The organism is Pseudomonas sp. TE12234, assembly GCF_054061835.1.
In genome coordinates, this window is record NZ_JBSSEP010000012.1 from 66,582 (window position 1) to 89,095 (window position 22,514).

Annotated in this window: 17 protein-coding genes; 7 read left to right on the plus strand and 10 right to left on the minus strand. The window is 61.2% G+C overall.

Annotation, left to right across the window (positions count from 1 at the left end):
- Nucleotides 1-69: 69 nt before the first annotated feature.
- Nucleotides 70-1,569, minus strand: a complete 1,500-nt coding sequence (locus ACVWYU_RS19060) for an efflux transporter outer membrane subunit (RefSeq protein WP_457373425.1) — start codon at nucleotides 1,567-1,569, stop codon at nucleotides 70-72.
- Nucleotides 1,570-1,750: 181 nt separating this feature from the next.
- On the opposite strand from ACVWYU_RS19060, the gene ACVWYU_RS19065 reads away from it, so the two are divergent.
- The 7 genes from ACVWYU_RS19065 (at nucleotide 1,751) to ACVWYU_RS19095 (ending at nucleotide 11,838) form a co-directional block, all read left to right on the plus strand.
- Entirely contained in the window at nucleotides 1,751-2,719 is a 969-nt protein-coding gene (locus tag ACVWYU_RS19065) for a LysR family transcriptional regulator (protein ID WP_390957220.1), read from the plus strand.
- A 652-nt stretch (nucleotides 2,720-3,371) separates the two neighbouring features.
- Nucleotides 3,372-4,532 (plus strand): efflux RND transporter periplasmic adaptor subunit, encoded by a 1,161-nt coding sequence (locus ACVWYU_RS19070; RefSeq protein ID WP_457373426.1) that lies wholly within the window; start codon nucleotides 3,372-3,374, stop codon nucleotides 4,530-4,532.
- Nucleotides 4,529-7,630, plus strand: coding sequence for a multidrug efflux RND transporter permease subunit (locus tag ACVWYU_RS19075; RefSeq protein ID WP_457373427.1), 3,102 nt, complete (start codon nucleotides 4,529-4,531; stop codon nucleotides 7,628-7,630). Before ACVWYU_RS19070 ends, ACVWYU_RS19075 begins: the two co-directional genes overlap by 4 nt.
- Before the next feature lie 9 nt (nucleotides 7,631-7,639).
- On the plus strand, nucleotides 7,640-8,317 hold the full coding sequence (locus ACVWYU_RS19080; protein WP_033056445.1) for a heavy metal response regulator transcription factor: 678 nt from the start codon (nucleotides 7,640-7,642) through the stop codon (nucleotides 8,315-8,317).
- The gene (locus ACVWYU_RS19085) at nucleotides 8,307-9,671 is read left to right on the plus strand and encodes a heavy metal sensor histidine kinase (protein WP_090325021.1); all 1,365 of its coding nucleotides are present in this window, start codon (nucleotides 8,307-8,309) and stop codon (nucleotides 9,669-9,671) included. Before ACVWYU_RS19080 ends, ACVWYU_RS19085 begins: the two co-directional genes overlap by 11 nt.
- Nucleotides 9,672-9,813: 142 nt before the next feature.
- On the plus strand, nucleotides 9,814-10,035 hold the full coding sequence (locus tag ACVWYU_RS19090) for a hypothetical protein (RefSeq protein ID WP_457373428.1): 222 nt from the start codon (nucleotides 9,814-9,816) through the stop codon (nucleotides 10,033-10,035).
- Between the two features lie 303 nt (nucleotides 10,036-10,338).
- On the plus strand, nucleotides 10,339-11,838 hold the full coding sequence (locus ACVWYU_RS19095; RefSeq protein WP_457373429.1) for a sensor domain-containing diguanylate cyclase: 1,500 nt from the start codon (nucleotides 10,339-10,341) through the stop codon (nucleotides 11,836-11,838).
- A gap of 180 nt (nucleotides 11,839-12,018) precedes the next feature.
- Here ACVWYU_RS19095 and lpxC read toward each other — a convergent pair whose 3' ends face one another.
- The 9 genes from lpxC to murD form a co-directional block, all read right to left on the minus strand.
- Entirely contained in the window at nucleotides 12,019-12,930 is a 912-nt protein-coding gene (lpxC, locus tag ACVWYU_RS19100) for a UDP-3-O-acyl-N-acetylglucosamine deacetylase (RefSeq protein ID WP_034149517.1), read from the minus strand.
- A 112-nt stretch (nucleotides 12,931-13,042) separates the two neighbouring features.
- Nucleotides 13,043-14,236, minus strand: coding sequence for a cell division protein FtsZ (ftsZ, locus tag ACVWYU_RS19105; protein WP_047532942.1), 1,194 nt, complete (start codon nucleotides 14,234-14,236; stop codon nucleotides 13,043-13,045).
- A 77-nt stretch (nucleotides 14,237-14,313) separates the two neighbouring features.
- Entirely contained in the window at nucleotides 14,314-15,573 is a 1,260-nt protein-coding gene (ftsA, locus tag ACVWYU_RS19110; RefSeq protein ID WP_090325026.1) for a cell division protein FtsA, read from the minus strand.
- 15 nt (nucleotides 15,574-15,588) lie between these two features.
- Nucleotides 15,589-16,455 (minus strand): cell division protein FtsQ/DivIB, encoded by an 867-nt coding sequence (locus tag ACVWYU_RS19115; RefSeq protein ID WP_090325028.1) that lies wholly within the window; start codon nucleotides 16,453-16,455, stop codon nucleotides 15,589-15,591.
- 4 nt (nucleotides 16,456-16,459) lie between these two features.
- Entirely contained in the window at nucleotides 16,460-17,443 is a 984-nt protein-coding gene (locus ACVWYU_RS19120) for a D-alanine--D-alanine ligase (protein ID WP_090325029.1), read from the minus strand.
- Nucleotides 17,440-18,900: a UDP-N-acetylmuramate--L-alanine ligase gene (gene murC, locus ACVWYU_RS19125; protein ID WP_090325031.1), complete on the minus strand. Its 1,461-nt coding sequence runs from the start codon at nucleotides 18,898-18,900 to the stop codon at nucleotides 17,440-17,442. The genes ACVWYU_RS19120 and murC overlap by 4 nt, the downstream gene beginning before the upstream one ends.
- Complete coding sequence (murG, locus tag ACVWYU_RS19130; protein ID WP_390957224.1) at nucleotides 18,893-19,963, minus strand: undecaprenyldiphospho-muramoylpentapeptide beta-N-acetylglucosaminyltransferase; 1,071 nt, start codon at nucleotides 19,961-19,963, stop codon at nucleotides 18,893-18,895. The genes murC and murG overlap by 8 nt, the downstream gene beginning before the upstream one ends.
- Nucleotides 19,953-21,170, minus strand: coding sequence for a putative lipid II flippase FtsW (gene ftsW / locus ACVWYU_RS19135; RefSeq protein ID WP_090325034.1), 1,218 nt, complete (start codon nucleotides 21,168-21,170; stop codon nucleotides 19,953-19,955). Before ftsW ends, murG begins: the two co-directional genes overlap by 11 nt.
- Nucleotides 21,167-22,513 (minus strand): UDP-N-acetylmuramoyl-L-alanine--D-glutamate ligase, encoded by a 1,347-nt coding sequence (gene murD / locus ACVWYU_RS19140; protein WP_248916549.1) that lies wholly within the window; start codon nucleotides 22,511-22,513, stop codon nucleotides 21,167-21,169. Before murD ends, ftsW begins: the two co-directional genes overlap by 4 nt.
- Between the last annotated feature and the right edge of the window lies 1 nt (nucleotide 22,514).

Consider the following 22,514-nt stretch of genomic DNA (forward strand, 5'->3'; position numbering starts at 1 on the left):
TGAGTGCTGCGCACTCAAGCGGGAGCAAGCTCCCTCGCCACAAAGATGGCCTGGCCTGATGCATCCGGGTCACCTCAGCAGTCTCGGGGTTTTCGGCGCGGCTGTCTGACTGTCCTTGGGCACATCGTTACCGGCCCCCAACCCGCCGCCGAGTGCTGTCACCAGCTCGGCATGGGCGCTCAGTCGCGCCGCCTGCACCTGCTGCTGCACTTGCTGCTGCTTGAACAACAGGGTCTGGGCATTGAGCACGTTGAGGTAATCGGTGAGCCCGCGCTGATAGGCGATCATCGCGATGTCATAGGTTTTCTGCGCAGTCGCCACCGATTCGGTAGCGAAGGCTTGCTGCTTGTCCATGGACTCGCGGCGGATCAACTGGTCGGAGATGTTCTTCAGGGCATTGACCAGGGTCTGGTTGTACCTGGCCACCGCCATGTCATAACCGGCCGAGGCTTCACCCAGCTCCGCGCGCAGTCGCCCGCCGTCAAAGATCGGCAAGGAAATCGCCGGGCCGACGCTGTAGTTGAGTTTCTTGCCGGTCAAAAACTCCAGCGCGCCACCGCCAGTCGCCATGTAGCCGAGGCTGCCGACCAGATCGACGTTGGGATAGAAACCGGCATGGGCAACGTCGATACCACGGGCCTGTGCCGCGACTTGCCAGCGACTGGCGACCACGTCCGGGCGCTGACCGAGCAACTGCGCCGGCAACGCCGACGGCAATTTCAAGGCGGCGCCCAACGACAGGGTCGGGCGCTGCAACCGCGCGCCCTCGCCCGGTCCCTTGCCGGCAAGGGCGGCCAGTTGATTGCGGCTCAGGGCGATCTCTTCGTCCAGCGCGTCGATCTGACGATGGGTTTCCGGCAGCGGCGTTTCGGCCTGGCTGACTTCGAAATGGGTGCCGATCCCGCCGTTCAAGCGCTTTTGCGCCAGTTCGAGGATCTGCTGTTGCTGCTTCAAGGTGGCTTCGACGATGTCCCGCTGCGCGTAATGCAGCGAGAGTTCGATGTAGACGCGCACGATGTTGTTCTGCAGTTCGAGCTGGGCCTGGCGCGCTTCGGCGACGGTCATGTGGGCCATGTCCACGGCGCGCTCGGTGGCATTGCTTTCACGACCCCAGAGGTCAAGGGCGTAGCTGAAGCCCAGTGCCGCGTTGTTGTCCCAGGTGGTGGTGTTGGCCAGCTCACCCGGGCCATAGAACTGATCGGTCGGCCAGTTGTGACGCTTGAGGGTCGACTCGCCATTGATCTGCAGCGATTCGGCAGATTCTGCGACCCCAGCCAGGGATTTGGCCTGACGCACCCGGGCGGCGGCCATGGCCATGGTCGGGCTGCCTTGCACGGCGAGGTCGATCCAGCGGTCCAGTTGCGGGTCGCCATAAGCCTGCCACCACTGGGCGGTCGGCCAATGCGCATCCTGAGCGGCGCTTTGGATGGCTTCATCGGTGACCAGTGCATTGGCCTCCAGCGCCTTGCCCTGCGGGGCAATACCTCCGGTTCCGATGCAGCCGCTGATTGCCAGGGTTAAAGCCAAAACACTGAGCGGTTGAAGCGCTCTGCTGATGCGACGCGGCACTGCTGCGATATCCTGAGGTGGGGGATTATTTGCGGGATGCGCAATTCTAGGGGGCGGCCGGAATGGCGATAAGCCGGGATTCCTGTGAATCTTTGTTACCGTAAACGCGATAATCCCTTGGTCGGGGTCTCAGTCTCTGAAACTTCGTGTCACAATTTGCCATCGAACCCGAGAGCACCCCATGGACACATTGCAAAACATGCGCGCCTTCAGTTACGTGGCCGAGGCTGGCAGCTTCACCGCCGCGGCCGTACAGCTGGACACCACCACGGCCAACGTCTCGCGCGCGGTCTCCAACCTGGAAGCCCACCTGCAAACCCGTCTGCTCAACCGCACGACCCGCCGCATCGCCCTGACCGAAGCCGGCAAGCGCTACCTGCTGCGCTGCGAACAGATCCTGGCGTACGTCGAAGAAGCCGAAGCCGAGGCCAGCGACGCTCATGCGCGCCCGGCCGGACAGCTGAAGGTGCACACCATGACCGGCATCGGTCAGCACTTCGTGATCGACGCCATCGCCGGCTACCGCAAGACACACCCGGACGTGACCTTCGACCTGACCATGGCCAACCGCGTGCCAGACCTGCTCGACGAGGGTTACGACGTCTCCATCGTGCTGGCCAGCGAACTGCCGGACTCGGGGTTCGTCTCCCAACGCCTGGGAATTACTTACAGCATCGTTTGTGCCTCCCCGGCCTACGTCAAAGCCAACGGCTGCGCGCAAAAACCCAGCGACCTGCTCAACCACGCCTGCCTGCGCCTGGTCAGCCCGGTGATCCCCCTGGAAAAATGGGCCTTCGACGGCCCGGACGGCCAGGAAATGGTCACCATCAGCAGCTCGCCCTTTCTGGTGAACTCCGCCGACGCCATGAAAAGCGCGATCACCAGCGGCATGGGCGTCGGCGTGCTGCCGCTGTACGCCGCGATCGACGGCCTGCGCAACGGCACCCTGGTACGCGTGATGCCCAAATACCGCTCCCAGGAACTGAACCTGTACGCCATCTACCCGTCGCGGCAATACCTGGATGCGAAGATCAAGACCTGGGTCGAGTATTTGCGTGGATCGCTGCCGGAGTTGTTGGCCGCGCATCAGGCGGAACTGGCGGCTTATGAATTGAGCGGAAGCCTGGCCGGGGCGCGAATGGCGAACTGAGCCTGCCAGGGACACACAATGCTCCCACCGGGCAATGGGCTGCGTAACCGTATTCCGCGTTCGACCAAGACCACTTGCAGGAGCGAGCTTGCTCCGGGCGGCGTTCCGACGATGGACTTCAACGATGACGCGGGCCGTCTGAATGCCCGCGTTGCCCAGTCATTCATCGCGAGCAGGCTCGCTCCCACAGAAAAGCACAGCAGCGCGCGCCACCCGCTCTTCACCACTCATCAGGCCGAGCGTTAGCTCGCCTGCAGCTCTTGATCTTGATCCACCCGCCCCTTCGGGAGGCTGAGTGGAGGTGTTCATCCGGGGAGTGGCGCGCAGCGCCGTTCGACGCAGTCGAACACGCTGCATGTAGGTCGTCGCGAAGCAGACCGGAGGGCAGTGTCCCCGGATGAATACCGCAGCGAAGGAACGCCGAGCCTTAGCGAGGGGCCGGACGCCGGGGCTGAAGGGCGAAACCCTAAGCCGCCGTTACCGCAGCAACGGATATGTACTCGATCAACCCAAAACCTGGTCGGCCCAAAGGCCGCCAAGGTCAAACCAAACTGACAGCGCCGTCAGTTAGCAGTCACCTTCCTGACCGCCAAACAGGTTTATAAAGGAAGCTATCAACCTACCGACTACCCAGCCCTGGCGTCCCACTCGCATGCGAATCCAGCAAAAACCCGCCCTGCTCGTCGCCCTCCTGATCGTCCTGGCAGCGCTGGGCCTGTGGTATGCCACTCAACCCGCCAAAACCAGACTCACCGCCCCCACCGCCATCCCCGTACGCGTGGTCAGCGTCGTCCAAAAAGACGTCCCCCGCTACGCCAGCGGTATCGGCTCGGTCCTGTCCCTGCACAGCGTGGTGGTCCGCCCGCAAATCGACGGCATCCTCACCAAATTGCTGGTCAAGGAAGGTCAACTGGTGAACAAGGGCGACCTGCTGGCCACCATTGACGACCGCTCGATCCGCGCCAGCCTCGATCAGGCCAAGGCGCAACTGGGTGAAAGCCAGGCGCAACTGCAAGTGGCGCTGGTCAACCTCAAGCGCTACAAACTGCTGAGCGTCGACGATGGCGTCTCGAAACAGACCTACGACCAGCAACAAGCGCTGGTCAACCAGCTCAAGGCCACCGCCCAGGGCAACCAGGCCTCGATTGATGCGGCACAGGTGCAACTGTCCTACACACAGATTCGCTCCCCGGTCACCGGCCGCGTCGGTATTCGTACGGTGGACGAAGGCAATTTCCTGCGCATGGCCGACGCCCAAGGGCTGTTCACCGTGACCCAGATCGATCCGATCGCCGTGGAGTTCTCCCTGCCACAGCAAATGCTGCCGACCCTGCAAGGCTTGATCGGCGATCCGGAGCGCGCCCAGGTGAAGGCCTACATCGGCGCCGACACCGATGGCGAAACCGGCAACCTGCTGGGTGAAGGCCATCTGACCCTGATCGACAACCAGATCAACGCCAACACCGGGACCATTCGCGCCAAGGCTGAATTCAGCAACCCTGCGCAGAAGCTCTGGCCGGGCCTGCTGGTGACGGTAAAAATTCAGACAGCGCTGGATAAAGATGCTCTGGTGGTTCCGCCCACCGTCGTACAGCGTGGCCTTGACCAGCATTTCGTTTACCGGGTGAACGGCGACAAGGTCGAAACCGTTAACGTACAGATGATTTCCCAAGGCAGCGGCCAGGACATCATCCAAGGGGTCAAACCGGGCGATCTGCTGGTCAGCGACGGCCAGTCGCGGCTCAAACCCGGTTCGACCGTGCAGGTCCTGACCGACCCGCCGCAAGTGGTCCAGTCGGAGTCGAAACCATGAAGGGCCACGGTTCGGTTTCGGCCTGGTGCATCGATCATCCGGTCGCGACCATCCTGCTGACGTTTGCCCTGGTCATGCTCGGCGTGATCGCCTTCCCTCGGCTGCCGATCGCGCCGCTGCCGGAAGCGGAGTTCCCGACCATCCAGGTGGCGGCGCAATTGCCGGGCGCCAGTCCGGAAACCATGGCGTCGTCAGTGGCCACGCCGCTTGAAGTGCAGTTCAGCGCCATCCCCGGCGTAACCCAGATGACCTCGAGCAGCGCCCTGGGCTCGACCATCCTGACCCTGCAATTCACCCTCAATAAAAGCATCGATACCGCCGCTCAAGAGGTCCAGGCCGCGATCAACACCGCCGCCGGCAAACTGCCCAAGGACATGCCGACCCTGCCGACCTGGCGCAAGGTCAACCCCGCCGACAGCCCGGTTCTGATCCTCAGCGTCAATTCGACCCAGATGCCCGGCACTGAACTCAGCGACCTGGTGGAAACCCTGCTCTCGCGTCAGATCAGCCAGATCGATGGCGTAGGCCAAATCAACATCACCGGTCAGCAACGCCCGGCGATTCGCGTCCAGGCGTCTGCCGACAAGCTCGCCGCCATCGGCCTGACGCTGGCCGATATCCGCCTGGCGATCCAGAAAACCAGCCTCAACCTGGCCAAAGGGGCCCTGTACGGCGAGTCGAGTATTTCGACGCTGTCCACCAACGACCAATTGTTCCACCCCGAGGAATACAGCCAGCTCATCGTTTCCTACAAGGACGGTGCCCCGGTTCACTTGAAGGATGTGGCCAAAGTCGTCAACGGTTCGGAAGATGCTTACGTCCAGGCCTGGGCCGGTGACCGGCCTGGGGTGAACCTGGTCATATCCCGGCAGCCGGGTGCCAATATCGTCGAGACCGTGGACCGCATCCAGGCCGCATTGCCCACCCTCGAAGCCATGCTGCCGGCGTCGGTACAGGTCAAAGTGCTGGTCGACCGCACCCAGACCATTCGCGCCTCGCTGCATGAAGTGGAAGTCACCCTGCTGATCGCCATCCTGCTGGTGGTCGCGGTGATGGCGCTGTTCCTGCGCCAATGGTCGGCAACGATGATTGTGTCGGCGGTGCTCGGGGTTTCGCTGACGGCCAGTTTTGCCCTGATGTACATCATGGGCTTCAGCCTGAACAACCTGACGCTGGTAGCAATCGTGGTCGCCGTGGGGTTTGTGGTCGACGATGCGATTGTGGTGGTGGAGAACATTCACCGACACCTGGAAGCCGGCGATGGCATGCGCGAAGCGGCGATCAAAGGCGCCGGCGAGATCGGTTTCACCGTGGTTTCGATCAGTTTCTCGCTGGTGGCGGCGTTCATTCCGCTGCTGTTCATGGGCGGCGTGGTCGGACGGTTGTTCAAGGAGTTCGCGTTGACCGCCACCTCGACCATCATGATTTCGGTGGTGGTGTCACTGACATTGGCCCCGACCCTGGCGGCGCTGTTCATGCGGGCGCCCGTGCATCATGCCCACAGCAAACCGACCTTCGGCGAACGCTTGCTGGCCCTCTATGAAAAAGGCCTGCGCCACGCCCTGGCGCATCAGAAGTTGATGATCGGGGTGTTCGGCCTGTCCCTCGGACTGGCGATTGCCGGGTACATCTTTATCCCCAAAGGTTTCTTCCCGGTGCAGGACACCGGATTCGTCCTCGGCACCACCGAGGCGGCTGCGGATATTTCCTACAGCGACATGGTGAAAAAGCATCTGGCGATGGCTGAAATCGTCGCGGCGGACCCGGCGGTCGAAGCCTTTTCCCACTCGGTCGGGGTGTCAGGCAGCAACCAGACCATCGCCAACGGCCGCTTCTGGATTTCCCTGAAAAAACGCAGTGATCGTGACGTTTCGGCCAGTCAGTTCATCGACCGGATTCGCCCGCAACTGATGAAAGTACCGGGCATCGTGCTGTACCTGCGCGCCGGCCAGGACATCAACCTCAGCTCCGGCCCGAGCCGCGCCCAGTACCAATACGTACTCAAGAGCAATGACGGCGCGGTGCTGAGCACCTGGACCCAGCGCCTGACGGAAAAACTGCGCAGCAACCCGGCATTTCGCGATGTGTCCAATGACCTGCAACTGGGTGGCAGCATCACCCACATCACGATCGACCGCAGCGCGGCGGCACGTTTCGGCCTGACCGCCAGCGATGTCGACGAAGCGCTGTACGACGCCTTCGGCCAGCGGCAGATCAACGAATTCCAGACCCAGATCAACCAGTACAACGTGATCCTGGAACTGGACACCCAGCAACGCGGCAAGGCGGAAAGCCTCAACTATTTCTACCTGCGCTCCCCGCTGAGCGGCGAGATGGTGCCGTTGTCGGCGTTGGCGAAATTCGATGCGCCGACCATCGGCCCGCTGTCCATCGCCCATGACGGGATGTTCCCGGCGGCCAACCTGTCGTTCAACCTGGCACCCGGCGTGGCGTTGGGCGATGCGGTGATCATGCTCAACCAGGCCAAGCTCGACATCGGCATGCCGGCAGCCATCAGCGGCAATTTCCAGGGCGCGGCCCAGGCCTTCCAGAGTTCGCTGGCCAGCCAGCCGTGGCTGATCCTGGCGGCGCTGGTGGCGGTGTACATCATTCTCGGTGTGCTCTATGAAAGCTTCGTGCATCCACTGACGATCATCTCGACCCTGCCCTCGGCGGGCCTGGGCGCGGTGATCATGCTGTGGATTTGCGGTCAGGACTTTTCGATCATGGCGCTGATCGGACTGGTGCTGCTGATCGGTATCGTGAAGAAGAACGGCATCCTGATGATCGACTTCGCCCTCGAAGCGCAGCGCAAAGGTGGCTTGTCACCGGAAGAAGCGATCTTCCAGGCCTGCCTCACGCGGTTCCGGCCGATCATCATGACCACCCTCGCCGCCCTGCTCGGCGCCCTGCCGCTGATGCTCGGCTACGGCACCGGCGCCGAGTTGCGCCAACCCCTGGGGATCGCGGTCGTTGGCGGTTTGCTGGTTAGCCAGGCGCTGACGCTGTTCACCACTCCGGTCATATACTTGTGGCTTGAGCGGTTATTTCATAAGCCCAAACCTACGCCCGTACCGGCGCTGGCAACCACAGACTGAGGCGGGGTCATGCGCGTTCTGATTATCGAAGACGAGGAAAAAACCGCGGATTATCTGCACCGCGGCCTGACGGAACAGGGTTACACCGTGGACCTGGCGCGCGATGGTGTGGAAGGCTTGCACCTGGCGCTGGAAAGCGACTACGCGGTGATCGTCCTCGACGTGATGTTGCCGGGTCTCGACGGCTTCGGCGTACTGCGCGCCCTGCGTGCGCGCAAGCAAACTCCGGTGATCATGCTCACTGCCCGTGAGCGTGTCGAAGACCGGATCAAGGGCCTGCGCGACGGTGCCGATGATTACCTCGGCAAGCCGTTTTCCTTCCTTGAGCTGGTGGCGCGTCTGCAAGCGTTGACCCGGCGCAGCGGCGGCCATGAACCGGTGCAAGTGAGCATCGCCGACCTGTGGATAGATTTGATCAGCCGCAAGGCCACCCGCGCCGGTACGCGCCTGGACCTGACCGCCAAGGAGTTCTCGTTGCTCAGCGTACTGGCCCGCCGGCAAGGTGAAATCCTCTCGAAAACGGCCATTGCCGAGATGGTCTGGGACATCAATTTCGACAGCGACGCCAACGTCGTCGAAGTCGCGATCAAACGCTTGCGGGCCAAGCTCGACGGGCCGTTCGAAGAGAAACTGCTGCACACCATTCGCGGCATGGGTTATGTGCTGGAGAGCCGTGGTGTCCAGTAACTCGATCGCCCTGCGCCTGAGCGGCATGTTCACGCTGGTGGCGTTATTGGTGTTCCTCCTGATCGGCTGGGCGCTGTATCAGCAGGTGGATAAAGGCCTGGGACTGTTGCCTGAAGCCGAACTGGATGCGCGCTACAGCGTGCTCGAATCCACCGTCGGCCGCTACGGCACGCCTGAGCACTGGGTGAAGATCAACAACAAGCTCAAACTGCTCGGCGAAGAGGACAAGCGCATCAGCTTCTGGATCACCAGCGGCGATCCCCAGTACGAATACGGCAACCTCACCCCGCAGATCCGCGCCTTCGCCCAAGGGCCGCTGGGCATGCGCGACCTGCAACTGCCGGATCAGCGTTATCCACTGAAAGTGCTGGTCAGTGAATTCCCGGCCAAGGATCAGCGCCCGCCGCTGCGCTTCATGATCGGCATCGACACCGAGACCTTTTTCCAGACTCAACACCACTTGCTGATTGCCCTGATCAGCCTGGCGATTATCGGGGTGCTGCTGGCGTCGGCGCTGGGTTATTGGGTGGCGCGCATTGGCCTCAAACCCTTGATCAAGCTGTCTCAGGAAGCCCAGCGTCTGGCTCCGCCCTTGCGCTCGGGGCGTCTGCAAATGTCGTCGTTGCCGCCGGAGTTGAATCAGTTCGTCAACTCGTTCAACTCCACGCTGGAACGGGTCGAGCAGGCCTACTCGCGCCTTGAGTCGTTCAATGCCGATGTCGCCCACGAACTGCGCTCGCCCCTGACCAACCTGATCGGCCAGACCCAGGTCGCCCTGACCCGCGGACGTTCGGCCGAGCATTATTTCGAGGTGCTGCAATCGAATCTTGAAGAGCTGGAACGACTGCGTTCGATCATCAACGACATGCTGTTCCTCGCCAGCGCCGACCAGGGCAGCAAGGCGACCAAACTGACCTCTACCTCATTGGCTGACGAAGTGGCGACGACCCTCGAATACCTGGATTTCATTCTCGAGGATGCCCAGGTTCAGGTGCAGGTCAGCGGCGATGCTCAGGTTCGGATCGAGATCGCGCATCTGCGCCGGGCGTTGATCAACCTGCTGAGTAACGCCGTACAACACACTGAACCCGGGCAGGTCATTCAGGTACGGATCGAGGCCGAAGAGCATCAGGTCAGCATTGGCGTGGCCAACCCCGGTTCGCCCATTGCCAGCGAGCACTTGCCGCGTTTGTTCGAGCGCTTCTACCGCGTCGATGCTTCGCGCAGCAACAGCGGCAACAACCATGGATTGGGATTGGCGATCGTCAAGGCGATTGCCCTGATGCATGGCGGCGACGTGTTCGTGCGCAGCGACCATGGGATGAATACCTTCGGGATTCACCTGCCTGTCTGACGCACCCGCCAGCACTGCCACTCGCTGCAATCTTTGCTTTTTCCGCAATAGTCCTTTCTTGAATCAGGTCTGTTTCCCGGCGCCCAACATCCTTATCTTTGCCCGCACCAAACAGCACTTGCCAAGCAAGAAGGTTTTAAAGATGTCCAACAGTATGGGTATTGCCAGCGCTTTCGTTTTGTCCTCTTTGTTCGTGTCTCCATTCGCCATGGCTGAAGAGTCGCACGCATTCGTCGCACAGAATTCGGCACGCGCCGCCGCGTTTGAAGAACGTCAGAGCGAGATGACCGCGAAAGCCCAGGATGCCCAGTCCCCTCAGGCATCGAGCACCCAGAGCGAGCAGCAGGCCCTGAAAGACAGCTGATTGCCACGCATCACTCCTGTTTCCCTCGACGCTTTTCATCGGCTCATCCCTTTGAAAAGTTGTCTTCAAAGCCGCTGCTATCAGCGGCTTTTTTTATTGCATTGGCTGCAACGATGACTGCCCTCCCCTTGTGGGAGCGAGCCTGCTCGCGAGGGTCGTGAACAAAAACGCGTAAAACCGGATTTACTGCGGCGTTGCTGGATTTTTCGCGAGCAGGCTCGCTCCTGCAGGTGTCGGCATTTTTTCTGGCTGCCTGGGTTATGGGACTACGCTTACTCAGTCATTCCAGCAGATATCAGCCTCATGACTGAACGCCGCCCCCCACATCATTCAGGCAGTGCCGGACGGCCTGAGCTACTGGTAATCCTTGGCAGCAGCCTGACGGTCATCGCGATTCTCGGCATCGTGACCTTCCTGCTGATCCGCGAACGCGCCAATGCCCAACAGGCAGCAGCACGCGGCGCGACCACTGTCGCGCAATTGATCGACGCCGACGTATTGCGCACGGTTGAACTCTACGACCTGACCTTGCAGGGTCTGATCGCCGCCGCGCAACGAGACGATCTCAAACAGGTTTCGGCGCAGATCCGTCACCTGGTGCTCTTCGACCGCTCCACCACCGCACGTTACAAGGGCGACATCCTGTTGCTCGACAAGCACGGCGACGTGCTCGCCGACTCTTCGCTGATCGACCCCAAGCCGGGTAACTTCGCCGATCGCGATTACTTCCTCGCCCATGCCTACAACCGGGACACCGGCATGTTCATCAGCCAGCCGTACAAGCCTCGTTGCGACTGCGCGTACAGCGATGAATGGCAAATCAGCTTCAGCCGGCGCATTTCCTCATCCACGGGTGAGTTTCTGGGGGTCGCGGTGGCGTCGATGCGCCTGGCTTACTTCGATCAGTTGTTCAGCAGCCTGGACATCGGCACCGATAACACACTGGCCATCATCAATGACGACGGCGTTCTTTTGGCACAGAAGCCATACCTGGAGGACAACTCCATCGGCAAAAGCTTCGCCGGTCGTCCCAATGTCGTGCGGATGCTGCGTGAAGGCAGTGGCAGTTTCGACGGTGTGTCAAGCGTCGACAACGAGCAACGCCTGTACACCTTCAGTCGGGTCGGCAACCTGCCATTGACCGTGATTGTCGCTCTGTCCAGCGATCAGGTGTTCGCCACTTGGAGGCGCACGGCCATCGTTATCAGCGGTGCCACTGGCGTCCTGTGCATCGGTTTGCTGTGGCTGACCTGGTTACTCTGCCGCGAATTGCGCCTGCGTCAGTTCGCCGAGCAGGAACTGGCGCAACTGGCCGCCACCGATGCCTTGACCGGCGTGGCCAATCGCCGGACGCTCGACCAGACCCTGCGCCATGAATGGTTTCGCGCACAGCGTTCCGGCAAGCCCATGTCGGTACTGATGATTGATGCCGATCACTTCAAGTCCTTCAACGACCGCCATGGACACCTGAGCGGTGACGAGGCCTTGCGTTCGCTGGCCGCCGTCATACGCGCCAATGTGCATCGCCCGACCGACCTGGTGGCCCGTTATGGCGGCGAGGAGTTTTCGGTGATCCTGGCCGAAACCGACAACGAAGGCGCGCGGCAGATCGCCGAGCGCATTCGAGCGCAGGTCGAACAACTGCCCCTGGTGGGCGATGACGATGCGCCGATGACGGTGAGCATCGGCATCAGCACCTGGACAACCGCGAGCGACAACAGCCTGGAACTGCTGTTGTTTGCGGCCGACAAGGCGCTGTACCAGGCCAAGGAAGGGGGTCGCAATCGTGTGGTGGTTGCCTGAGTCTTCGTCGTGCCGACTGGCCGCATCGCGGGCAAGCCCGCACACAGGATTTGTGAACGAAGAAAATCCCTGTGGGAGCGGGCTTGCCCGCGATGAGGCCCGCTCAGACACCAACGCAATTCGAGGCATAAAAAAAGGCTACCCGAAGGTAGCCTTTAAAAAACTAGAGAGGTTTTTTTCTTACACGGCCGCTACAGGGCGCATGTAAGAGATCGGTGCAGTGCTGGCGTCTTCGAAAGTCACGACTTCCCAAGCATCTGTCTGCTCAATCAACTTGCGCAGCAGCTGGTTGTTCAATGCATGTCCGGACTTGAAGCCCTTGAACTCACCAATCAGGCTATTGCCCAGCAGGTAGAGGTCACCAATTGCATCGAGGATCTTGTGCTTCACGAATTCGTCTTCATAGCGAAGGCCGTCTTCGTTCAGTACTCCATCCGCGTCGACCACAATAGCGTTTTCAACGCTGCCGCCGAGTGCGAGGTTGTGCTTGCGCAGGTACTCGATGTCACTCATGAAACCAAAGGTACGGGCGCGGCTGACTTCTTTTACGAACGAAGTGCTGGAAAAATCCACGCTTGCACTTTGTGTGCGGTCACGGAAAACCGGGTGATCAAAATCGATCTCGAAGCTCACCTTGAAGCCTTCGAAAGGGACGAAAGTGGCGCGCTTGTCGCCGTCTTCCACTGTCACTTCCCGCAGGATACGGATGAACTTCTTGGCGGCGTCCTGTTCTTCCAGGCCAGCCGATTGAATCAGAAATACGAAGGGTCCAGCGCTACCATCCATGATTGGAACTTCGGACGCGGAGAGCTCGACGTAGGCGTTATCGATGCCCAGGCCAGCCATGGCCGAGAGCAAGTGCTCCACCGTATCCACTTTGGTGTCACCGTTGACCAACGTGGTCGACATTGTGGTTTCACCAACGTTTTCCGCGCGGGCCGGGATCTGCACCGCAGGGTCCAGGTCGGCACGAACAAACACGATGCCGGTGTCGACAGGCGCAGGCTTGAGGGTCAGATAGACCTTCTCACCAGAGTGCAGACCTACACCTGTGGCACGGATAATATTTTTCAGTGTGCGTTGTTTAATCATGGCTTGGGCCGCTTCAGCGCAAATTGCGAACTGGTATCAACAAAGGCTGGCGATGATAGCAGACCACGCCTTTGCTGAACACCAATCACCTTCATAGCCCTGATACATTTCATCAATCGGCCTGACGACGCAGGAATGCCGGGATATCCAGGTAATCCAGATCATCTTGCGGATTCATCTTCGCGGCAGTCGCAGCACCGGCCTGAGCCTGGTTGCGCATGACGGTCGGACGGTCCAGGTCACGGTAGTTCACCGCTGGAGCTTCCTGACGAGCAGGGGCTTGTTGTTGCGGCTGCGAAGCCATCGAGGTGTGAACGGTATTGTCGATGACCTTCACAGGCTTCTCGATTTTTGCGCCCAGACCGGTGGCAACCACAGTCACGTGCAACTCGTCGCGCATGTCCGGATCGATAACGGTACCGACCTTGACCATTGCGTGCTCGGAAGCGAAGGCTTCGATGATGCTACCCACGTCGGAGTACTCACCCAGGGACAGGTCAGGACCGGCCGTGATGTTCACCAGGATGCCGCGTGCACCTTGCAGGTTCACGTCTTCGAGCAACGGGTTACGAATGGCGGCTTCAGTCGCTTCACGCGCACGGTTCGGACCGCTGGCGCAGCCAGTGCCCATCATCGCCATGCCCATTTCGCTCATCACGGTACGTACGTCGGCGAAGTCGACGTTGATCATGCCCGGACGCTTGATGATGTCGGAGATACCACGAACGGCACCGGCCAGTACATCGTCAGCCTTGGCGAAAGCCGACAGCAGGCTGGCGTCTTTACCGAGGATGGTCAGCAGCTTCTCGTTGGGAATGGTGATCAACGAGTCGACGCTTTCGGAAAGCAGACGGATGCCTTCGTCGGCGATCTGCATGCGCTTGCGACCTTCGAACGGGAACGGACGGGTCACCACCGCAACGGTGAGGATCCCCATTTCCTTGGCCACTTCAGCAATGATCGGCGCAGCACCGGTACCGGTACCACCGCCCATGCCAGTGGTGATGAACACCATGTTGGTGCCCTGCAGGACTTCGGCAATGCGCTCACGATCTTCGAGAGCGGCCTGACGACCTACTTCAGGGTTGGCGCCAGCGCCCAGACCTTTGGTCACGCCGGTACCCAGTTGAAGGATGGTCCGTGCGCCGATGCTTTTCAGCGCCTGGGCATCAGTGTTGGCGCAGATGAACTCAACGCCTTCAATGTTGCTCTTGACCATGTGATTCACGGCGTTGCCGCCGCCACCGCCAACACCGATAACTTTAATAACCGGGCTTGCGGGGATGTTGTCTACGAGTTCGAACATTTTCCCTCTCCTTTACGTTCTCTAGTTTTTCGCCTACTGCCTGTATCTACAACGGTGTAACGGTGCTGCGGTAAATCTTAGAAATTGCCCTGGACCCAGCTCTTGATGCGATCGAGCAAGGCGCCTTTCGGCTCTTCGTTGCTGTAGCTGTCGCGGCTGCCGATGCCCGAGAACGAAATGCCGTCGGATTGCTTCTGCAGGCCGTACATCAACAGGCCAACGCCGGTGGAATAGATCGGGTTGCGGACCACGTCATCGAGGCCTTTCACGCCATGCGGCACGCCCAGGCGCACTGGCATGTGGAAAATTTCCTCGGCCAGTTCGGTGGCGCCTTCCATTTTCGACGTACCACCGGTCAGCACGATGCCGGCCGGGATCAGGTCTTCGTAGCCACTGCGGCGCAGTTCGGCCTGGATCAGCGTGAACAGTTCGTCGTAACGCGGCTCGACCACTTCGGCCAGGGCCTGACGGGACAGCTCGCGAGGTGGACGGTCGCCAACGCTTGGCACCTTGATGGTTTCACCGGCGCCAGCCAGTTTGGCCAGGGCGCAGGCATAGCGAATCTTGATTTCTTCGGCGTACTGGGTCGGGGTGCGCAACGCCATGGCGATGTCGTTGGTCACCTGATCGCCGGCAATCGGGATCACCGCGGTGTGCCGGATTGCGCCTTCGGTAAAGATGGCGATGTCGGTGGTGCCGCCGCCGATGTCGACCAGGCATACGCCCAGTTCTTTCTCGTCGTCGGTCAGTACCGAGTAGGCCGAAGCCAGTTGCTCGAGAATGATGTCGTCGATTTCCAGACCGCAGCGGCGAACGCACTTTTCAATGTTCTGTGCGGCGTTGACGGCGCAGGTGACCACATGAACCTTGGCCTCCAGACGTACGCCGGACATGCCCAATGGCTCGCGGACGCCTTCCTGGTTATCAATCACGTAATCCTGCGGCAGGGTGTGCAGCACGCGCTGATCAGCCGGGATCGCCACGGCCTGGGCAGCGTCGAGTACGCGCTCGAGGTCGGCAGAGCTCACTTCGCGATCACGAATCGCCACGATGCCGTGGGAGTTCAGGCTGCGGATATGATTACCCGCCACACCGACGAATGCCGAGTGAATGCGGCAACCCGCCATCAGTTGGGCCTCTTCGATCGCGCGCTGGATCGACTGCACGGTGGACTCGATGTTCACCACCACGCCTTTCTTCAGGCCACGGGACGGATGGGTACCGATCCCGACGATTTCCAGCGTGCCGTCGTCAGAAACCTCGCCCACCAGCGCCACCACCTTGGAGGTGCCGATATCGAGACCGACGATCATTTTGCCGCTTTGCACGTTTGCCATGGGTCCTGCCTCTTCTTAATTCTTCGCGACAGCGGGTTGGGCTGTCGTGGGCGCTACAGGTTCCCGCCAGCCAACGGCGAGGCCGTTGGCGTAACGCAGATCGATGCGCGCAATGTTCGTAATCTGTTCTTTGAGCGTCTTGTCATAGATGGCAATGAAGCGGCGCATCTTTTCCACCAGGTTGCCGCGTCCCAGCAGCAGCTCGATCCCAGGGCCCGCACTGCCGGGGCCGGTGGTCAGGAACCAGCTGCCACGTTCACGCAGCTCCAGGCGTGCAATCGAAAAACCCAGCGGCCTGAGCATCTGACTCAACACCTGGTATTGCTGCATCACTTGCTGTTGAGCCCGTTGTGGGCCAAACAGCTGAGGCAAGTGTTCGTAGTTCGCCAGTTCACGCGGGGTGAACGCCTGACCCTGGTTGTTCAACAGCGACTCGTCGCCCCAGCGGGCTACCGGCAGTTGTTCCTCCAGGCGGATCACCACTTGATCCGGCCACACCCGACGCACTTCGGCGTGGGCAATCCATGGCATTTGTTCCAGCTCGGTGCGCATGCTCGCCAGGTCGATGGTGAAGAAGCTCGACGCCACGTACGGGGCGATCCGCTGCTGCACGGCTTGCTGGCTGATGTAACTCAAGTCGCCCTGCACGTTGATCTTGGTGATCGGCCGGTCGGCGTACGGCAACAAACGCTGCGCGCCTTCGTAAGTCCCGAACCCCAATGCGACCAGCAGTACCGGCCAGAACAAGGCTTTGAGAAAACCAAAATTGGCTTTCGGCAGGCGCACGGACATCGGCTCTTTGGCCACCATTCGGCTGGCACCCCGCGGCACCGGCTTGCGGCCGGGAGCGGGTGGCTGATGTCTTAGCTGTGCGCCTTGCATGGTCTTAACCTCGCGTCGACTCTGGGTTGCCGGCCGTGTTGCCGACAACGCTCTCAGCCAGGATGGCCAGAACCAGTTGCTGGAAATCCAGACCGGCGGCACGGGCCGCCATCGGAACCAGACTGTGATCGGTCATGCCCGGTGCCGTGTTGACCTCCAGGAACCAGAACTGCCCTTCGGCGTCCTGCATCACGTCCGCCCTGCCCCAACCGGCGATCCCCAGCGCCTCACAGGCTTTCGCCGTGAGGTCCATGAGTTCCTTTTCCTTGGCGCTGTCCAGCCCGCACGGAATGCGGTACTGGGTATCGTTGGCGATGTACTTGGCGTCGTAGTCGTAGAAACTGTGCGTCGTGCCCAGGGCAATCGGTGGCAACACCTGGTCACGCAGGGTGGCGATGGTGAACTCCGGACCTTGAATCCATTGCTCGACCAACACTTGCGAATCGTAGGTACTGGCCGCTTTCCAGGCGTCAATCAATTCGGACGCGGAAGTCACTTTGGCCATCCCGATACTTGAACCTTCATGGGCCGGTTTGACGATCAAAGGGAAGCCCAGTTCCGTCGCTGCCGAAATACAATCGGCCTCGCTGCTCAGTACCGCGTGACGCGGCGTCGGAATGCCCAGGCTGTGCCAGACCTGCTTGGTGCGCAGCTTGTCCATGGCCAGTGCCGAAGCGAGAATGCCACTGCCGGTGTACGGAATGCCCAGGCATTCGAGCAGGCCTTGCATGCTGCCGTCCTCACCGCCACGACCGTGGAGGATGATGAAGGCGCGGTCGATTTTTTCGCTCATCAGCCGCTGCAGAAGGTCATCGCCCACGTCAAGCCCGAACGCGTCCACACCCGCGCTTTGCAACGCATCGAGAACCGCGTTGCCCGACTTCAGGGATACTTCGCGCTCGGCACTCTTGCCACCGAACAGTACGGCGACCCGGCCGAAGTCTTTCGGCGCAACAGTGGAGACGAGGTTGGCGTACGCAGCAGTCATTTCAACTTCCCCTCGACCGACGCCGCAACGGCGCCAGCGAACAACTCACTCTTCAACAGTTTTGGTGCAAGGCCACCGATATCACCGGCGCCCTGGCACAGCAGGATGTCGCCGGCGCGCAGCAGCGGCTTGACGATAGGCGCGAGGTCGACGCCGCGATCGATGTAGATCGGATCAAGCTGTCCGCGCTGGCGGATGCTGTTGCACAGCTTGCGGCTGTCGGCGCCCGGGATCGGCTCTTCGCCGGCCGGATAGACTTCCATCAGCAGCAGCACGTTGGCGTCGGCCAGTACATTGACGAAATCGTCGTACAGGTCGCGCGTGCGGCTGTAACGGTGCGGCTGGTAAACCATCACCAGGCGACGCTCCGGCCAGCCACCGCGTACCGCCTTGATGACTGCCGCGACTTCGGTCGGGTGGTGACCGTAATCGTCCACCAGCATCACATTGCCGCCCTCTACCGGCAGTTCGCCGTAGACCTGGAAGCGTCGACCAACGCCCTGGAACCCGGACAGGCCCTGGACGATGGCTTCATCGCTGACGCCTTCGTCAGTGGCGATGCAGATGGTGGCCAGTGCATTCAGCACGTTGTGGTTACCCGGCATGTTGACCGAGACGTCCAGCGGCTCGCGATCGGGACGCAGCACGGTAAAGAAGGTCTGCATGCCTTGCTGGCGCACATTGATCGCGCGCACGTCGCAGTCATCGCCAAAGCCGTAGGTGACGGCCGGACGTTTGACCAGCGGCAGGATTTCACGCACCACCGGATCGTCCAGGCACACCACTGCCAAACCATAGAACGGCAGGTTGTGAAGGAACTCGACGAAGGTTTTCTTCAGTTTGTTGAAATCACCGTCGTAGGTCGCCATGTGGTCGGCGTCGATGTTCGTGACCACGGCTACCAGCGGTTGCAAGTGCAAGAAGCTCGCATCGCTTTCGTCAGCTTCGGCGATCAGGTAACGGCTGGTGCCCAGCTGGGCATTGGTGCCCGCGGCGTTCAGACGGCCACCGATCACGAACGTCGGGTCCAGGCCACCGGCAGCGAACACCGAAGCGATCAGGCTGGTGGTGGTGGTCTTGCCGTGGGTACCGGCGACGGCGATGCCGTGGCGATAGCGCATCAGCTCGGCCAGCATTTCCGCCCGAGGCACCACCGGAATCCGGCGCTCCAGCGCGGTGGCGACTTCCGGGTTGGACGTGTTCACCGCGCTCGACACCACCAACACATCGGCGGCAGCCGCGTTTTCTGCGCGATGGCCGATGAAAATATGCGCGCCAAACGATTCCAGGCGCTCGGTGACCGGGGATGCTTTCAGGTCGGAACCGGACACTTCATAGCCCAGGTTCAACAACACTTCGGCGATCCCGCACATGCCCACGCCGCCGATCCCGACGAAGTGGATTCGACGGATGCGGCGCATTTCCGGTTGTGGCATGGCTTTCTGATTCTCAACCATGGGCCACCTCCAGGCAGGTATCGACCACGCTACGGGTGGCATCGGGTTTGGCCAGGCGGCGAGCCGCGGTAGCCATATCGTTGAGTCGTTGTGGTTGCATCAGGACCTCTGTCAGGCGCGCGGCAAGATCCGCTGCGCCGGTCGTTCTTTGCGGCATCAGGAAGGCAGCACCTTCCCGGGCCAAATATTCGGCGTTGCGGGTCTGGTGATCGTCGATCGCGTGGGGCAAGGGCACCAACATCGAGGGCAGACCGGCGGCGGCCAGTTCACTGATGGTCAGCGCACCTGCGCGACATACCACCAGGTCGGCCCAGCCATAGGCTTGGGCCATGTCTTTGATAAAGGGCTGCACTTGCGCCTCGACGCCAGCCGCGCGATAGCGCTCCGCAGTCACTTCATCGTGGTTTTTGCCGGCCTGATGGAACACTTCCGGACGCAAGTCGACGGCGACTTGCGACAAGGCTTCAGGCAGCAACTTGTTCAACGGCTCTGCGCCCAGGCTTCCGCCCAGGATCAGCAAACGCGCCTTGCGACCGGCCAGGGCCGGTCGCGGTGTTTCGAGGAACAGCTCGGTGCGCACCGGGTTACCAGTGGTCCGACGGCTGCCCGACAGGGTAAAGGTGTCAGGGAAGGCTTCACAGACCCGGGCGGCCAACGGCATCAGCAACCGATTGGCGGTACCGGCAACGGCGTTCTGCTCGTGAACGATCACCGGCACGCCGGCCAGTTTGGCTGCAACACCACCAGGACCGGTCACATAACCGCCAAAACCGACGACACAGACGGGTCGCAACCGACGAATGATCGCCCGCGCCTGCCACACCGACTTGAGCAACATGAACGGCGCCTTGAGCAGCGACAGCTTGCCCTTGCCACGCAGACCGCTGGCATTGATCCGATGCAGCTCAATGCCGGCCGCCGGGACCAGATCGTTTTCAATGCCACGCGGCGTGCCAAGCCAGTGCACGGTGTAACCGCGAGACTGGAATTCACGCGCACAGGCCAGCGCCGGGAACACGTGGCCACCGGTGCCGCCGGCCATGATCAAGACATTAGCGCCCATGGTTCGGCTCCTCGGCGAAGTCGCTCTCATGGAACTCCATCTCCTCGCTGCCCAGGTGGGTTCGACTCTCCCACTCGATGCGCAGCAACAAGCCGAGACAGGCACAGCAAATCACCAACGAACTGCCGCCATAACTGAGGAACGGCAGCGTCAGGCCTTTGGTCGGCAGCAGGCCGACGTTCACGCCGATGTTGATCAGGAACTGACCGATCCACAGGAACGACAGACCATAGGCCACGTAAGCAGCAAAAAACTGTTTGGCCTTTTCGGCCCACAAGCCGATGTACATGCCGCGAATACAGACGAATACGAACAGTGCCACGGTGCACAACGAACCCACGGCACCCAGTTCTTCGGCCAGGACCGAGAACACGAAGTCGGTGTGGGCTTCCGGCAGGTAGAACTGTTTCTGCACACTGTTGCCCAGGCCAACGCCCAACCATTCACCACGACCAAAAGCGATCAATGCCTGGGACAACTGATAACCGGCACCGAACTGGTCGGCCCACGGGTCGGCAAAGTTGGTCAGACGCGCCATCCGATACGGCTGCATCTTGATCAACAGCACCACCGCCCCCACGGCCAGCACGACCATCAGGGAAAAACGGAACAGCCCGACACCGCCGAGGAACAGCATCGCCGCCGCAGCGCCCATCATCACGACGGTGGCACCGAAGTCCGGCTCCATCAGCAACAGTCCCGCCATCGGCAGCAGCACGATGAACGGCTTGAAGAAACCCATCCAGCTTTCGCGCACTTCTTTCTGGCGACGCACCAGGTAACCGGCGAGGTAGATCACCACAAACACCTTGGCGATCTCGGAAGGCTGAACGTTGAAGAAGCTGAAGCCGATCCAGCGCATAGAACCGTTCACTTCGCGACCGATGCCCGGGACGATCACCATCACCAGCAAACCGAACGCCCCCAGCAACATCAGCCAGCCCAGGCGCTGCCAGGTCGCGATCGGAATCATCATGGTGATGACGCAGGCGCCAAGACCCAGTACGACGTAGATCAGGTGACGAATCATGTAATACAGGGCACTGCCCGATTGCGCCGCCGCGACTTCGGTCGACGCCGAGGCAATCATGATCAACCCCAGACCGAGCAAGCCCAGGCAGCCGGCGAGCATCGGAAAATCGAGGTCGATGCCACGCCCGGTGATGATCGGCGATGGATAAGGCTTGATGATGTTTCTCATGCTCATGCCAGTTCCTCCACGGCGCGGACGAACTGGTGACCACGGTCTTCGTAGTTCTTGAACATGTCAAAACTGGCGCAGGCCGGAGACAGCAGCACGGCATCGCCCGGTTGGGCGACAGCACGGCATTGCTCGACCGCTTCGATCAGCGAGTTGACTCGAATCAGTGGCACGGCGTCGCCGATGGCCTGGCCGATCTTGTCGGAGTCGCGGCCCATGAGGATCACGGCGCGGCAATTGGACGCCACTGGATCACGCAGGTCCTTGAACTCGGCACCCTTGCCATCGCCACCGGCGATCAGCACGAGTTTACCGTCGATGTCCGCGCCCAGACCTTCAATCGCGGCCAGTGCAGCGCCGACGTTGGTGGCCTTGGAATCGTTGTAATAACTCACGCCGTCGAGATCGCGGACCCACTGGCAGCGATGCTCAAGGCCGGCGAAAGTGCGCAGGCTCGACAGCATGGCGTCGAACGGCAGGCCGACGGCGTGCCCCAGCGCCAAGGCCGCCAAGGCGTTGGACTGGTTATGGGCGCCGCGAATTTTCAGCTCGCGCACCGGCATCAGGTTCTGGAATTCGAAAGCCAGGTACTTCTCGCCGTCTTCCTCACGGATACCGAAGGCCTTGAAATCGGGCTTGCTCAGACCGAAGGTCCAGCACGGCTGCCCCTCGCCCATCAGGGGACGGCTCAAGGCGTCCTGGCGGTTGACCACGAATTGTCTTGCACCGCGGAAGATCCGGTGCTTGGCCAGGTGATAAGCCGGCAGACCGCTGTAGCGGTCCATGTGGTCTTCACTGACGTTGAGCACGGTGGCCACTTCGGCACCGAGGTGATCGGTGGTTTCCAGCTGGAAGCTCGACAGCTCCATCACGTACAGCTCGATGTCATCGCTGAGCAGGTCCAGCGCCGGTGTGCCGAGGTTGCCGCCGACGGCGACACGCTTGCCGGCCGCCGCGGCCATCTCGCCGACCAGGGTGGTCACGGTACTTTTCGCGTTGGAGCCACTGATGGCGACGATGGGCGCCTTCGCGTTACGCGCGAACAGCTCGATGTCGCCGGACAGTTTTACGCCACGGGCGGCGGCGGCCTGCAGGGCCGGGGTCGCCAGCGCCAGGCCAGGGCTCACGTAGAGTTCGTCTGCACGGCACAGGAATTCCACGTCCAGTTCGCCACAACGCACTTCCACGTGCGGATAGTCACGCTTGAGCGTGGCCAGTTCCGGTGGGTTTTCCCGCGTATCGGCCACTGCAAAGGCCACGCCCCGGTTCGCCAGGAAGCGAACCAGGGACATGCCGCTCTTGCCGAGGCCGACAACGATGCGGAAGTGGTCAGAAGCGATCAGAGACACT